The 15,255-nt window shown below is 67.0% G+C and carries 12 protein-coding genes; 9 read left to right on the plus strand and 3 right to left on the minus strand.

The annotated features are described in order from the left end of the window. Window positions 1-61: 61 nt before the first annotated feature. The 3 genes from J3367_RS18315 to J3367_RS18325 are packed head-to-tail and all read right to left on the minus strand — an operon-like array spanning window position 62 to window position 1,981. Window positions 62-799: a hypothetical protein gene (locus J3367_RS18315; RefSeq protein ID WP_421461999.1), complete on the minus strand. Its 738-nt coding sequence runs from the start codon at window positions 797-799 to the stop codon at window positions 62-64. A gap of 28 nt (window positions 800-827) precedes the next feature. After that, window positions 828-1,562, minus strand: a complete 735-nt coding sequence (locus tag J3367_RS18320) for a HupE/UreJ family protein (protein WP_421462001.1) — start codon at window positions 1,560-1,562, stop codon at window positions 828-830. Window positions 1,563-1,615: 53 nt separating this feature from the next. Further along, window positions 1,616-1,981 (minus strand): hypothetical protein, encoded by a 366-nt coding sequence (locus J3367_RS18325; protein ID WP_421462003.1) that lies wholly within the window; start codon window positions 1,979-1,981, stop codon window positions 1,616-1,618. Window positions 1,982-2,322: 341 nt separating this feature from the next. Between J3367_RS18325 and J3367_RS18330 the strand changes: the two genes are divergently transcribed. From J3367_RS18330 to J3367_RS18370, 9 genes are all read left to right on the plus strand, one after another. Continuing rightward, on the plus strand, window positions 2,323-2,925 hold the full coding sequence (locus J3367_RS18330) for an ANTAR domain-containing response regulator (protein WP_187392585.1): 603 nt from the start codon (window positions 2,323-2,325) through the stop codon (window positions 2,923-2,925). Then, window positions 2,906-4,078: a CmpA/NrtA family ABC transporter substrate-binding protein gene (locus tag J3367_RS18335; RefSeq protein WP_421462005.1), complete on the plus strand. Its 1,173-nt coding sequence runs from the start codon at window positions 2,906-2,908 to the stop codon at window positions 4,076-4,078. Before J3367_RS18330 ends, J3367_RS18335 begins: the two co-directional genes overlap by 20 nt. Before the next feature lie 341 nt (window positions 4,079-4,419). Beyond that, the gene (locus tag J3367_RS18340) at window positions 4,420-5,802 is read left to right on the plus strand and encodes a CmpA/NrtA family ABC transporter substrate-binding protein (protein WP_277025708.1); all 1,383 of its coding nucleotides are present in this window, start codon (window positions 4,420-4,422) and stop codon (window positions 5,800-5,802) included. Window positions 5,803-5,876: 74 nt separating this feature from the next. Further along, window positions 5,877-6,971 (plus strand): ABC transporter permease, encoded by a 1,095-nt coding sequence (locus J3367_RS18345; protein ID WP_188077215.1) that lies wholly within the window; start codon window positions 5,877-5,879, stop codon window positions 6,969-6,971. A 32-nt stretch (window positions 6,972-7,003) separates the two neighbouring features. Further along, entirely contained in the window at window positions 7,004-8,764 is a 1,761-nt protein-coding gene (locus J3367_RS18350; protein WP_421462008.1) for an ABC transporter ATP-binding protein, read from the plus strand. Next, the gene (locus J3367_RS18355) at window positions 8,761-9,696 is read left to right on the plus strand and encodes a GAF domain-containing protein (protein WP_277025715.1); all 936 of its coding nucleotides are present in this window, start codon (window positions 8,761-8,763) and stop codon (window positions 9,694-9,696) included. The genes J3367_RS18350 and J3367_RS18355 overlap by 4 nt, the downstream gene beginning before the upstream one ends. Window positions 9,697-9,707: 11 nt before the next feature. Then, window positions 9,708-12,152 (plus strand): nitrite reductase large subunit NirB, encoded by a 2,445-nt coding sequence (gene nirB / locus J3367_RS18360; protein ID WP_421462010.1) that lies wholly within the window; start codon window positions 9,708-9,710, stop codon window positions 12,150-12,152. Beyond that, entirely contained in the window at window positions 12,149-12,493 is a 345-nt protein-coding gene (nirD, locus tag J3367_RS18365) for a nitrite reductase small subunit NirD (protein ID WP_421462012.1), read from the plus strand. The genes nirB and nirD overlap by 4 nt, the downstream gene beginning before the upstream one ends. Before the next feature lie 14 nt (window positions 12,494-12,507). After that, window positions 12,508-15,228 carry a molybdopterin-dependent oxidoreductase gene (locus J3367_RS18370; protein ID WP_421462013.1) on the plus strand — a complete coding sequence of 907 codons (2,721 nt, stop codon included), beginning with the start codon at window positions 12,508-12,510 and terminating at the stop codon, window positions 15,226-15,228. Window positions 15,229-15,255 lie beyond the last annotated feature (27 nt).

The raw sequence follows: 15,255 nt of genomic DNA on the forward strand, positions 1-15,255 counted from the left end.
CCGGAAGAAAATGCCGACCGACGGCACGGGACCATCGGTCGGCGGTGATTGGAAGGCCTCGTCAGACCTTGCGCTCGAAGGCGGTGTAGGTGCCGCTCGTGCGCAGCGTCAGGGACACCGGCGCATCGCCGCGGTTACGCCAGAACCAACCGTGGTTGCCGGTGAAGGCCGCCTGGATGGTCCCCTCGTCGGAGGAGACCGAGCGCCCCTTCTCGTAGGAGATGTTCTGCCCGCCGCCGTCGCCATGGGTGTCGTAGTTGACTGCGCCGCCTTCCGAAACGACCCAGGCGAAGGATGCGATCTCGCCCTCCTGCATGGTCAGCTTGATCTCCGCACCCTCCCCGGGGGCGAGCGTGATGGTCATCTCGTCCTGGCGCATCTCCTGAGCGACGGCGGACGAGACAAAGAGACCGCCGATCGCACCGAACAGGCTGGACTGCCGCTCCGGGGCGGGCGGGGCCGGTGGCGCGGGCGGGGCCAGCGGGGCGACGGGCGGCGGCACCACCCCGACGGCGGCAGGCGGAAGTGGCGCAGCGTCGTCACCGGTTGCCGGGGCAGCGCGGGCGGCCGCGTCCCTCGTGGCATCGGCTTCGGCTTCTGCCGCGAGCTGGGTCTTGATCTCGCCCATCTCGGTGAGGTTCAGCGCCGATCCGACCCCGGTCGGATCGATCCCGTACTCGGCCGGGAGCACGACGGCGACGAGGATCGCAGTGGCGGAGACCGCCGCGATGACGGTCGAGCGCACCAGCTTCCGCGTGGAAGGAAGCTCGGCGCGGGTGGGCATGTCGGTATTGTACATGTGTCGATATCCTTGCGTTGAGGGGTCGTCAGGTGACGAGATAGCCGGCGACCTGGTAGCCGAAGAGCACGAAGCCGGTGGCCATCATGACGACGTTGACGGTGTAGGCGTGGCGGAAGAAGCTCGGGGTCCTCCGCCAGAAGCCCATGACGATGAGGATCGCGCCGAGGGCGAGGAGCTGGCCGATCTCGACGCCGACATTGAAGGCGAGGAGGTTCGGCACCAGGCCGTCCGGCGAGATGTCGTATTCGAGGATCTTGGTCGACAGACCGAACCCGTGGAAGAAGCCGAAGATCACGGTTGCGGCCTTGGTGTTCGGCTGGAAGCCGAACCACCGCTGGAACGCTCCCATGTTGTCGAGCGCCTTGTAGACGACCGACAGGCCGATGATCGCGTCGATGATGTAGCTGTTGATCCCGACGTCGAAATAGACGCCGAGCAGCATCGTCGTGGAGTGACCGATCGCGAAGAGGGTCACGTAGATGCCGATGTCCTTCATCCGGTAGAGGAAGAAGATCACGCCGAGCAGGAACAGGATGTGGTCGTAGCCCGTCGCCATGTGTTTGGCGCCGAGATACATGAAGGCGATGAGGTTCACCCCGGTGATCTCCTGGATGTAGCCCTGGTCGCCGGCGGCAACGCCGTGCGCGAGAGCTGTCGTGCCCCATGTCATAGCCAGGAGAAGCGCGAGCATGGGGGTGCGAAGCGTCGACCGGATCGCGTGGCGCGACCCGAGACGACCTTCGACGGAAGGGTCTTGCATGGTTGGTTCCGATTGTCCGTAAGGTGCCATGCCGTCGCGGGGACGGCGTCTGATCACGCGGTGACGGACGGTCTCGGCGGTCGATCGAGGGTCGAAGCTTCGCCCTCCAGGCCGCGGTCCTGACGAACCAGAGCATGCTGCACGGCACCGGGCGGCACGGGCGCGTCGAACCTGGGCAACGTTCCGGGCTTGTCGTGGGAATGGTCGAAGGGGTTGTGCTTGTGCTCGTGATCGCCGTGCCCGGATGTGTCGGCGAGCGGCTCGTCGTCATGCGAGTGGCCGTGGTCATCAAGGGCGGCGTGCAGCGTGGCGACCGGGTCGTGCGAAGCCGACGGCCCCTGAGGCGCCGCGAACATGGCGAAGGCGACCGCCAGGGCGATCGTCAGATGTCCAAGGAGGGTTCGACTGAACGTCAGCATACTGTCGGCGGTTGGTTCCCTCGGCGGAGACCGCGATCCTGATCCCCGATCCCGGCGCGAAACTTGTCGGCGAAGAACATGGCATGGTCATGGTGGCGAATGAACCTCCTTCGTGCTCGACGCCACCAGCTCGCGATTGCGACCAGGCCATCGCGACGATGGACCTGTCCAGCGCGATTGCGGCGGGCCTCCACGACATGATGGCCGCAGCTTCTTCCATCGCAGCCGAGAGCAGATGATTGATCGGCAGGCCGCGCAAAGCGACGTTCCAGTCGCCCAGCGGTACAGGCCATCGAAAATATTGCATTGCGGAAAAATCCTGCGTGCGCACACTGCGCGGCATGGACGCCGATCTTTCCATCCTGGTCTTCGACGAAAATGCCGTTCGTGCCGCCATCATCGAGGCGGGACTGCGCGAGGCCGGACATCGGCGGGTCGCCGTCGTCAGGGAAATTCTCGGCCTGGTGAAACGCATCGAGACGGTTCAGCCGGACGTGATCGTCGTGGATCTGGAAAACCCCAACCGGGACCAGCTGGAACACTTCTTCCAGGTCTCCCGCTCGGTGAAAAAGCCGGTGGCGATGTTCGTCGACCGCTCCGACGCCGGCGCGATCGAGGCGGCCGTCGATGCCGGCGTCTCGGCCTATATCGTCGACGGGCTCAGGAAGGAGCGCGTCAAGCCGATCCTCGACATGGCGATCTCGCGCTTCAATGCCTTCTCCCGGCTGTCCAGCGAACTGGCGGAAGCGCGCTCGGAACTGGCCGAGCGCAAGGTGATCGAACGCGCCAAAGGCATCCTGATGAAACTGAAGAAGCTGGACGAGCCTGCAGCTTACGCGCTCCTGCGTCGAACGGCGATGAACGAGAACCGGAAGATCGCCGACGTCGCCCAAGGCCTCGTCAGCGCCTATTCGCTGTTGGGAGATGCCCGTGACGAAGCTTGAGAGCGTGCGCCTCGGCTATCTGCCGCTGCTCGACAGCGCCGTGCTGCTGGTTGCGGCGAAGCTCGGCTTTGCCGAGGAACGCGGCCTCGACCTCCCCCTCTTCCGGGAAACCTCATGGGCGACGATCCGCGACCGGATGGGGGTCGGCCAGTTCGACGCCGCACACATGCTGGCGCCGATGCCGATCGCGGCCAATCTGGGCATTGGCCCGCTCGCCGTTCCGATGATCGCGCCGATGGTGCTGGCGCTCGGCGGCAATGCCGTCACTGTCTCGACCGCCCTCGCCCAGGCGATGGCCGATTCGGCCGGCGACGATCCGGATGGACCTGCGGCGGCGGGTGCCGCGCTGAAATCGGCCCTTGGCCGGCGGGCGCAGGCGGGGCGCAGCCATGCCCGGCTTGCTGTCGTCCATCGGTATTCGAGCCACAATTACGACCTGCGGTACTGGCTTGCCGCCTCCGGGATCGAACCGGACCGGGACGTGGAGATCACCGTCGTCCCGCCGTCACTGGTGCCCGCCGCCCTCGCCGCCGGGGAGATCGACGGCTTCTGCGTCGGCGAACCCTGGAGCACGGTGGCCGTGCGGCGCGGTGTCGGGCGGATTGTCACCAGCAAGGCGGAGATCTGGCGACGCGGCCCGGAAAAGGTGCTCGGCGTCTCCGCCGCCTTTGCAAGGGACCGCCCGGAAACCCTGTCGCGGCTCATCGACGCCCTCGGCCAGGCCGCGCTCTGGTGCGCTGATCCCGCCAATCATCGCGCTCTCGCGGACTTGCTGGCCTTGCCGCAACATCTCGGCGTGCCGTCGGACGATCTCATGGCGGGGATAACGGGTCGCATGGAAGTCGCTCCCGGACGATTCCGGTCGATCGAGGGCTTCATGATCTTCGCGGGTGGGGACGCCAACCGTCCCGACCGGAGCCATGGCAGATGGCTTTATCGTCAGATGGCACGATGGGGCGATGTCCGCTTCTGCGAAACCGGTCTGGCCATCGCCGGCCGGACATTCCGCCCGGATCTCTTCGACGAGGCACGAGGAGATCCAAAGCCCACTGCCGCACAAGATGAAGATGCGGACATGGATGGACCGTCCTCCATCACGAACCGTCCGGCGGGCTTTTTTGATGCAGAAACCGGCGATCCGCATGAGACATGAGCACATCGCCTGATCGGATGGGCGGCGATCTGCACAACAAATATACAGACTTTGGAAAAGTTCAAAAAAACCGCAAAAACGTGTCCTGCCGCGTTGCAACATCTCCGCCGCGGCAGTAAGAATGGTCGCCAGAGACCGGATTACTGATCCGTCTCCCATTATCTCCCGGCAACGCTTGCCGGCATCATAGGCGCCCAATGGCGGGCGCACCGGCAAGGCTGCCGACTTCGTTTTCATGCGCTTCCGAGGCTTCGGAGCGACAACGGGTCGGGCAGCCTTTTTTCATTTCAACGATCAGCAACGCCGGCGCGGCATGCCCGGCGAACGGGGACGCCTACGCCATGGCCAGCATCATCGCAGTCTCTCGCCGAACCCTTCTTGGCTGCACGGGAGCGTTTGCCGTCCTGGCCGCCTCGCCTGCGTCGGCCGGCATGCTGCCGGTCGAGAAGGACGAACTGACCTTCGGCTTCATCAAGCTCACCGACATGGCGCCGCTCGCCATCGCCAAGGAGATGCACTTCTTCGAGGATGAGGGCCTGTACGTTACGATCGAGCCCCAGGCCAACTGGAAGGTGCTGCTCGACCGCACCATCACCGGCGAGCTCGACGGCGCCCACATGCTGGCCGGCCAGCCCCTGGCGGCAACGATCGGCTACGGCACCAAGGCGCATATCGTCACGCCGCTCTCCATGGATCTGAACGGCAACGGCATCACCGTATCGAACGACGTCTGGGCGGAGATGAAGACGCACATCCCGGCGGGGGCGGACGGCAAGCCCGAGCATCCGATCTCGGCTGCCGCGCTCGCACCGGTGGTCGAGCAGTACCGCTCGGCCGGCAAGACCTTCAACATGGGGATGGTCTTCCCCGTCTCGACCCACAATTACGAGCTGCGCTACTGGCTTGCCGCCGGCGGGCTCAACCCCGGCTATTACTCGCCGAGCGATACCTCCGGCCAGATCGACGCCGAGGTGCTCCTGTCCGTGACCCCGCCGCCGCAGATGCCGGCGACGCTCGAGGCCGGCACTATCCAGGGCTATTGCGTCGGCGAACCTTGGAACCAGCAGGCGGTGTTCAAGGGCATCGGCGTGCCGGTGATCACCGACTACGAGATCTGGAAGGACAATCCCGAGAAGGTCTTCGGGATGACGGCGGCCTTCGTCGAGGAAAACCCGAACACTGCGATCGCCATCACCAAGGCGCTGATCCGCGCCGGCCAGTGGCTCGATGCCGATGGCGGCGCCAACCGCCGGCAGGCGGTCGAGATCCTGTCGCGGCCCGAATATGTCGGGGCCGATCCCGAGGTCATCGCCAACTCGATGACCGGCACCTTCGAATACGAGAAGGGCGACACGCGCGAAGCGCCGCACTTCAACGTCTTCTTCGACAAGTTCGCCACCTACCCCTTCTACTCGGATGCGGTCTGGTACCTCACCCAGATGCGCCGCTGGGGCCAGATCTCCGAGGAAAAATCCGATGCCTGGTACGCCGAGACCGCCGCGTCGGTCTACCGGCCCGACATCTACCGCCAGGCTGCGGAATCACTCGTCGAGGACGGCTATCTGGACCCGTCCGCAGTGCCCGACACCGATGGCTACAAGCCGGCGACGGCCGAGTTCATCGACGGCGTCGAATACGAGGGGCGCAAGCCGAACGAATATCTCGCGAAGTTCGAGATCGGGCTGAAGGGCTCCGAGGACGTCGCCAGCGTCGTCTCCAACTGAGCGCAGCCGCTCGCGCCGGGCAGCCCCTGCCCGGCGCCCTTGCCGCCGAAGCATTCGACGAAGGAACGCCAGCGATGAGTACCGCCTCCGATTTCATGGGCGACGAGCTGTCCCCCGCCGAGCGCCGGATTCTGAAGCGCGAAAAGCGGATGTCCCGGATCACCCGCGCCACCGGACCGCTGACCGCGATCGGCCTTGGCTGGTCCGTGCCGGTCATGAAGATCGCTGCGGGAGACGATGCCCGCAGCAATCTGCGCGCCTTGTGGCAGAGCCTGATCGTGCCGCTGATCGGCATCGTCGCCTTTCTCGCCGCCTGGGCCGCCCTCGCCCCGCAGGTCCAGACATCATTGGGCACGGTGCCCGGGCCGGTTCAGGTCTGGCAGCAGGTCGGCTCGCTCTATGACGACTATCAGCGGGGCCGGCAGGACCGGGTGGCGTTCTACGAGCGACAGGAGGCGCGCAATGCCAAGCTGGTCGAACAGGGCATGGCGGACCGCGTGAAGACCCGCAGCTACACGGGTGCCCCGACCTATCCGGAACAGATTCTCACCAGCCTCAAGACGGTGTTTCTCGGCTTCGTGCTCGCCACCATCATCGCCATTCCGGTCGGCATCGCCTGCGGCTTGTCCGCGACGATCAACGGCGCGCTCAATCCGCTGATCCAGATTTTCAAGCCGGTGTCGCCGCTGGCTTGGCTGCCGATCGTCACGATGATCGTCTCGGCTCTTTACGTGAACGCCTCCGACGCCGTGCCGAAGTCGATGGTGGTCTCGGCGATCACGGTCACCCTCTGCTCGCTCTGGCCGACCCTGATCAACACGGCGCTCGGCGTCGCCTCGATCGACAAGGATCTCGTCAATGTCGGCAAGGTGCTGCAACTGCCGACGCACAAGACCATCACCAAGCTGGTCCTGCCCTCGGCCATGCCGCTGATCTTCACCGGGCTGCGCCTGTCGCTCGGCGTCGGCTGGATGGTGCTGATCGCCGCCGAGATGCTGGCCCAGAACCCCGGCCTCGGCAAGTTCGTGTGGGACGAGTTCCAGAACGGCTCGTCGGATTCGCTGGCCCGGATCATCGTCGCGGTGATCACCATCGGCATCGTCGGCTTCATGCTCGACCGGATCATGGCTGCCCTGCAAACCGCCTTCACCTTCACCTCGAACCGCTGAGACGGCCTTCCCGGGCGCGAAAGGACACGACCATGGCCACCTCCCCGATGATCGAACTGGCGAATGTCTCGAAGGCCTACGGCGAGGGCCCGGCTCGCGCCGAAATCCTCGACGGCATCGACCTCAAGGTCGCGGAAGGCGAGTTCGTCGCGATCGTCGGCTTTTCCGGTTCCGGCAAGACCACGCTGATCTCCCTCCTGGCAGGGCTCATCCGGCCCGATGCCGGCCAGGTGCTGATGAGGGGCGCCCAGGTGACGGGCCCCGGCCCGGAGCGCGGGCTGGTCTTCCAGTCCTATTCGCTGATGCCGTGGCTCACGGTCCGCGGCAATGTCGCGCTCGCGGTCGACACCGTTTTCGCCCGCGAGACGAAGGCCTCCCGCAAGGCGCGTGTCGACCGATACATCGAGATGGTCGGCCTCGCACACGCCGTCGACCGCAAGCCCGCCGAGCTCTCCGGCGGCATGCGCCAGCGTGTCTCGGTGGCGCGGGCTCTCGCCATGAGCCCGCAGATCCTGTTGCTCGACGAACCGCTCTCGGCGCTCGACGCCCTGACCCGCGCCAAGCTGCAGGACGAATTCGCCGCGATCAGCCAGGTCGAGAAGAAGACCATCATCCTGATCACCAACGATGTCGACGAGGCGATCCTGCTCGCCGACCGGATCATCCCGCTCGACCCTGGCCCAAGGGCCAGTCTCGGCCCGTCCTTTCCGGTCGAGCTGCCGCGCCCGCGCGACCGCTCGGCAATGAATGCCAATGACGAGTTCAAGCGCCTGCGGCGCGAGGTCACGGGCTATCTGATGGATCGGGGGCGCCATGCCTCCGCCGACACGGATGCAGCGGTCTCACTGCCCAACGTCGTCCCGATCACCCAGAAGTCGGCGAAGGGACCGATGCCGGAGCTTCCGGCGGCCTATCGCCGCGCAGCGCAGTCCGCCATCGGGCGCGGCTATGTCGAGTTCTTCGAGGTCACCAAGACCTATCCGACGCCGAAGGGGCCGCTGACCGTCGTCGACGGCTTCGACATGAAGATGGAAAAGGGCGAGTTCGTCTCGCTGATCGGCCATTCGGGCTGCGGCAAGTCGACGGTCCTTTCCATGGCCGCCGGACTTAACGACATCTCGTCAGGGGGCATCATCCTCGATGGCCGCGAGGTCAGCGGAGCCGGCCCCGAACGCGCGGTGGTCTTCCAGTCGCCATCCCTGATGCCCTGGCTGACCGCCCGGGAGAACGTCGCTCTCGGAGTCGACCGGGTCTATCCCGACGCGACGCCGGCCGAACGCCGCGATGTCGTCGAACATTATCTCCACCGTGTCGGGCTCGGGGATTCCATGCACCGACGGGCCGAAGACCTGTCCAACGGCATGAAGCAGCGGGTCGGCATCGCCCGTGCCTTCGCCCTGTCGCCGAAACTGCTGCTTCTCGACGAGCCGTTCGGCATGCTCGATTCACTGACCCGCTGGGAGCTCCAGGACGTCCTGATGGATGTCTGGAAGCGAACCCAGGTAACCACCGTCTGCGTCACCCACGACGTCGACGAGGCGATCCTCCTCGCCGACCGGGTCGTGATGATGACCAACGGCCCGATGGCCCGGATCGGCAAGATCATGAAGGTCGACCTGCCGCGCCCGCGCACGCGCAAGGCGCTGCTCGAACATCCCGATTACTACCTCTATCGCGAACAGCTGCTGAGCTTCCTGGAAGAGTACGAAAAGGGTGGCCCAGGCACACAGGCGGCCGGCGCAGAGACGACCGCCGACGACAAGGCCGCGGGCGCGGAAAGGGAAGCGGCATGAGCGTGATCGCGCCCGAACTCGCCACCCGCGCCTTTGTCGAGGTGACGGAAGTGTGGGTGCCCGATGGCGACCGTCTGGTCTGGTCGAGCGGCAATTATGGCACGCTGGACGCCTTCGCCGCCGTTTCGGCAGAACAGAGCTTCGCAAGGGGCGAAGGCCTGCCCGGCCGAGCCTGGGACGAGGCCCGCCCGGTGGTGCTGAAGCAGTTCGACGGCTCCTATTTCCAGCGCGCAGAAGCCGCGAGGGCGGCGGGACTGACCTGCGCGGTCGCCGTGCCGATCTTCGCCGGAAGCGCCCTGAAGGCCGTCATCGTCGTGCTGTGCGCCGACGACGAATCGCGCACCGGTGCCATCGAGGTCTGGCGCGAGAGCGACGGCCTCCTGATGCTGGACGACGGCTATTACGGCGCGGCGCGGCACTTCGAATGGGTCTCGCAGCATACGCATTTCCCCCGCGGACAGGGCCTGCCCGGCGGCGTATGGGCGGCGAACGCGCCGATGCTGATGCGCGATCTCGGCTCGGGCTACCGCTTCATCCGCGCCGAAAGCGCCGGCAGGGCCGGCCTGACCACCGGTCTTGGCCTGCCGATCACCGTGCCGGGGGACCGGACCTATGTCCTGACGCTGCTTTCGGCCCGCGGCACGCCGATCGCCCAACGGTTCGAGCTGTGGAATGTGCGCGCCGCCGGAACGACCGGCGCCAGGGAAGCGATCCTCGCCGACGGCATCTGCCAGCGCGAGGGACCGCTCTGGGACGACGAGACCGAGCGGCGCGTGGCGGCCTGGCAGGGACCGATCGGCGAGGTGCTGGGCACCGGCATCCCCGCCGTCAAGCACGGCAATCCCGCTCTGACCGCCGGTTACGCATCGATGGTGGCTGTTCCGATCTATCGCGACGGAGCGATCAGCCACGTCGTCGCCTGGTACTATTGAAAGGAACGTTCATGCAGAAACTGGTCGTCATCGGTGCCGGCATGGCGTCCGGCCGGGTGCTCGAGACGCTGTTCGAGGCCGATCGGGACGCCTACGCGGTCACGCTGTTCAACGCGGAACCGCGCGGCAACTACAACCGCATCATGCTGTCGCCGGTCCTGTCCGGCGAGAAGAGCTATGACGAGATCGTCACCCATGACGAGGACTGGTACGGCGCGCACAACGTGACCTGCCGCTTCGGCGAGAAAGTCATCGCGGTCGACCGCGAGCGCAAGATCGTCATCGGCGCCAAGGGCGAAGTGCCCTACGACAAGCTGATCATCGCCACCGGCTCGGTCCCGTTCATCGTACCGGTGGAAGGCCGGGACCTGCCCGGGGTCATCACCTACCGCGATTTCGACGACACCCATGCCATGATCGAGGCGTCCGCCACACCCGGCAGCCATGCGGTCGTCATCGGCGGCGGCCTTCTCGGCCTGGAAGCGGCGGCCGGGCTGCGGCTGCGCGGCATGGAGGTCACCGTCCTGCATCTGTCGGGTCACCTGATGGAGCGCCAGCTCGACGAGGCGGCCGGCTATCTCCTTCGCAAGGATCTGGAAAAGCGCGGCATCACGGTGATGACGCGGGCCTCGACCCAGAAGATTCTCGGTACGAACCGTGTCGAAGGCGTGGAACTGGCGGACGGGACGACCCTGAAGGCGGATCTGGTGGTCATGGCGGTCGGCATCCGCCCGGCGGCGCAGATCGCCAGGGATGCGGGTCTCGACGTCGGCCGCGCGATCGTCGTGAACGCCCAGATGCAGACGTCGGACCCCGACATCTACGCCGTCGGCGAATGCGTGGAGTTCGACGGCACGCTCTTCGGCCTCGTCGCCCCGCTCTACGATCAGGCCAGGGTGCTGGCGAAGTCGCTGCTCGGCCAGCCCGACGCCTTTGCGGTCAGGGAATTGTCGACCAAGCTCAAGGTCACGGGATGCGACCTCTTCAGCGCCGGCGACTTTGCCGAGGGCGAGAGACGCGAGGAGATCGTCCTTCGCGATCCGGCGCAGGGTGTCTACAGGCGCCTGGTGATCGAGGACGACCGGCTCGTCGGCGCCGTGATGTACGGGGATACCGCCGACAGCAACTGGTTCTTCGACCTCATTCGCGACGGCGCACCGGTATCGGACATGCGCGAAACCCTGATCTTCGGCCAGTCCTTCCAGGGGGGCGCCCCCCTGGACCCTATGGCGGCCGTTGCAGCCTTGCCGGATGATGCGGAAATCTGCGGCTGCAACGGCGTATGCAAATCGAAGATCACCGGCGCGGTTGCCGCGGGCGGGCTGACCAGCCTCGACGAGGTGCGGGCCCACACCAAGGCGTCCGCCTCCTGCGGCTCCTGCACCGGGCTCGTGGAGCAGCTGATGGCGCTGACCCTCGGCGCCGCCTTCAATCCCGCCGCGGTCAAGCCGATGTGCCCCTGCACCGATCTCGGCCATGGCGACGTGCGGCGGCTGATCCGCGCCAAGGCGCTGAAGTCGATCCCCGAGGTCATGCAGGAGTTGGAGTGGAAGACCTCCTGCGGCTGCGCGAAGTGCCGGCCGGCGCTCAACTACTACCTGATCGCCGACTGGCCGGGCGACTATGTCGACGACAAGCAGTCCCGCTTCATCAACGAGCGGGTCCATGCCAACATCCAGAAGGACGGCACCTATTCGGTCGTGCCCCGCATGTGGGGCGGCATCACCTCGGCCAACGAACTGCGGGCGATCGCCGACGTCGCCGACAAGTTCGCGATCCCGACCGTCAAGTGCACCGGCGGCCAGCGCATCGACCTCCTCGGCGTGAGGAAGGAGGACCTGCCCGCGGTCTGGGCTGATCTGAACGCCGCCGGCATGGTCTCCGGCGCCGCCTATGCCAAGGGCCTGCGCACCGTGAAGACCTGCGTCGGCACCGACTGGTGCCGCTTCGGCACGCAGGATTCCACTGGCCTCGGCGTAAGGATCGAGAAGTTCATGTGGGGCTCATGGACGCCCGCCAAGGTGAAGATGGCGGTGTCCGGCTGCCCCCGGAACTGCGCCGAGGCGACCTGCAAGGATGTCGGCGTGATCTGCACCGACGCCGGCTACGAAATCCAGTTCGCCGGTGCGGCGGGGCTCGACATCAAAGGCACCGAGATCCTCACCCACGTGAAGACCGAGGACGAGGCACTGGAGATGATCGTCGCCCTCGTCCAGCTCTACCGTGAGCAGGGTCATTACCTGGAGCGCATGTACAAATGGCTGAAGCGGGTCGGCATGGACTCGATCCGCGCCGTCATTGTCGAGGATCCTGCGCGGCGACGCGGCTATTACGAAGCCTTCGTCCACAGCCAGACCTTCAGCCAGACCGACCCCTGGTCGGAGCGGGCCTCGGGTGCGCGCGCCAGCCACGAGTTCCGGCCGATGGCCGATCTCACCCTGGAGGCTGCCGAATGACCGGCTGGCATCGCATCGGAGCGGTCACCGACATCCCCCGCCGCGGCGCGCGCTGCGTGCTCACGCCGTTCGGTCGGGTTGCGGTGTTCCGGACCGCCAATGACGGCATCTTCGCCACCGAGGACCGCTGTCCGCACAAGGGCGGGCCGCTCAGCCAGGGCATCGTCCACGACGCCTCGGTCACCTGCCCGCTGCACAACATGGTGTTTTCGCTGGAGAGCGGGATCGCCGCCGGGCCGGACGAAGGTCGGGTGCGGGTCTTCGCCGTGCGGGTCGACCCGCCGACCGGCGCCATCGAACTGTCGCTGGACGAACCCTCCCTCGTCCTCGCCGCCGAATAGCCGGGACCCGCGCGATGGACGAACGACCGGCCGACACCACCATCCGGACCACATGCCCCTATTGCGGCGTCGGCTGCGGAGTCCTGGCAAGTCCGCGTCCGGGTGGCAGCGTGGCGATCGCCGGCGACCCCGCTCATCCGGCGAATTTCGGCCGCCTCTGCTCCAAGGGCTCGGCCCTCGGCGAAACACTGGGGCTGGAGGAACGGCTGCTGTTCCCCACCATCGCCGGCGCACGTGCGACCTGGGACGACGCGCTGTCGCGCGTCGCCGAACGCTTCACCGCCACCATCGCCGAACACGGCCGTGACTCCGTCGCCTTCTACGTCTCCGGCCAGTTGCTGACCGAGGATTACTACCTCGCCAACAAGCTGATGAAGGGCTTCATCGGCTCGGCGAACATCGACACCAATTCCCGCCTGTGCATGGCCTCCTCGGTCGCCGGCCATCGCCGGGCCTTCGGCTCCGACACGGTGCCGGGCACCTATGAGGATCTGGAACAGGCTGATCTGATCGTCCTCGTCGGCTCGAACCTCGCCTGGTGCCATCCGGTGCTCTACCAGCGGATCGCCGCGGCCAGGGCCGCGCATCCGCAGATGAAGATCGTACTCGTCGATCCGCGCCGCACGGCGAGCGCCGATCTCGCCGATCTGCATCTGCCGATCGCCGCCGATGGCGACACGGCGCTCTTTGCCGGATTGTTGCCGTTCCTCGCCGAGGCCGGTGCGATCCATTGCGACTATGTGGCCCGGCATACCGACGGCTTCGTCGAGGCGCTGCGCCGAGCCCGCGGGATGCGGCTACCGCATGTCGCGGAGGCCACCGGCCTCGACATCCGCCAGATCCAGGCCTTCTACGAGCTCTTCGCCAGGACCGAAAAGGTCGTCACGGTCTACAGCCAGGGCGTCAACCAGTCGGTGTCGGGCACCGACAAGGTCAACGCGATCATCAACTGCCATCTGGCGACCGGCCGCATCGGACGGCCCGGCATGGGTCCCTTCTCGGTGACCGGCCAGCCCAATGCCATGGGCGGGCGCGAAGTCGGCGGCATGGCCAACATGCTCGCGGCGCATATGGCGATCGAGGACCCGGCGCACCGGTCCCTGGTGCAGGACTTCTGGGACGCCCCGGCGATGCCCGACCGCGCCGGCCTGAAGGCGGTCGACATGTTCCGCGCCGTCGCCGACGGCCGGATCAGGGCGCTCTGGATCATCGGCACCAATCCCGTCGTCTCAATGCCCGACGCAGATTCCGTGAAGGCGGCCCTCGCCGCCTGTCCCTTCGTCGTCGTCTCCGATGTCGTCGCACGCAACGACACCCTGCCCTTCGCCGATGTCGCCCTGCCCGCTGCGGCCTGGGGCGAGAAGGACGGAACGGTCACCAATTCCGAGCGGCGGATCTCGCGCCAACGCCCCTTCCTGACGCTGCCCGGCGAGGCCAGGCCCGACTGGGCGATCATCGCGGACGTCGCCCGCCGCATGGGCTTCGCCGACGGCTTCTCCCACGCCAGCGCGGCGGACGTCTTCGACGAACACGCCCGGCTCTCGGCCCATGATAACGCGGGAGAGCGCGACTTCGACATCGGCGCGCTCGCCGGGCTCGACCAGTGCGGCTACGACGCGCTGCAGCCGGTCCTGTGGCCGCAGCGCCGCACCGTCCCCTCTCCCGATTCCGGCGACGCCTCGGCCGAAGCGGGTGCGGCTTCGGCGAAGGACGGAAGCCGCTTCTTCGGCGACGGACACTTCTACCACCCGGACGGGCGCGCCCGCTTCGTGGCCGTCGATGTCGAACCCCGTCGCCGGGCGGACAAGGGCCGGTTCCTGCTCAACACCGGGCGTGTGCGCGACCATTGGCATACGATGACCCGCACCGGTCGCTCGGCCCGGCTTTCGGCCCATGTCGCGGAGCCCTTCGTCGACGTCCATCCGGCGGACGCCGCAGCGCAAGGGATTGCGGAAGCCAGCCTCGTCACCGTTCGATCCGGCTTCGGCGCGGCGATCGTACGCTGCCGCACCACGGACCGGCAATCGCGCGGCTCGGTGTTCGTGCCGATGCACTGGAGCGACGAATTCTCGGGCAGCGGGCGCATCGACGCGGTGGTCGCACCGGCCGTCGATCCGGTCTCCGGCCAGCCGGGTCTCAAGGCCACCGAGGTGTCGATCGCGCCGTTCCCAGCCGCCTGGTTCGGCTTCGCCGTCACGCGGTCGCGGCCCGATCCGCAAGGCCTCGACTATTTCGCGCTGGCGCGAGCCGAGGCTGGCTGGCGCATGGAACTGGCCGGCCTGGCGCCGCTGGCCGACCCGAGCGCTTTCGCCATGGCGTTGCTCGAGGCGCCGGACAGGGCACAGATGCTGGCGTTCCACGACACGACGACCGGTGCGCATCGCTTTGCCGCCTTCGACGGCGAAGCACTGATCGGCGCGCTCTGGATTGCGCGCGATCCCGTCGCCGTGTCGCGCGTCTGGGCCGCGGGACAGCTGGGCGACGCGCACAACGCTGTCCGCGACCGCTTCCGGCTGCTGGCCGGGCGTGGGGGAGCCGACCGCCCGGACCCGGGCGCGATCGTCTGCTCCTGCTTCAGCGTCGGCGTCAACGAGATCGCGGCGGCGGTGACCACCGGCCGGGCAATCACCGTCGAGGCCGTCGGCGCGGCGCTGAAGGCAGGAACCAATTGCGGCTCCTGCCGCAGCGAGATCAAGGGGATCATCGATGATGCACGGCTCGCGAACACGGCGTAAGCCGCCCCTCGCCGTGAACGACACCGA

This window comes from Aurantimonas sp. NFXS3 (assembly GCF_049132005.1).
Lineage (GTDB): Bacteria > Pseudomonadota > Alphaproteobacteria > Rhizobiales > Rhizobiaceae > Aurantimonas > Aurantimonas coralicida.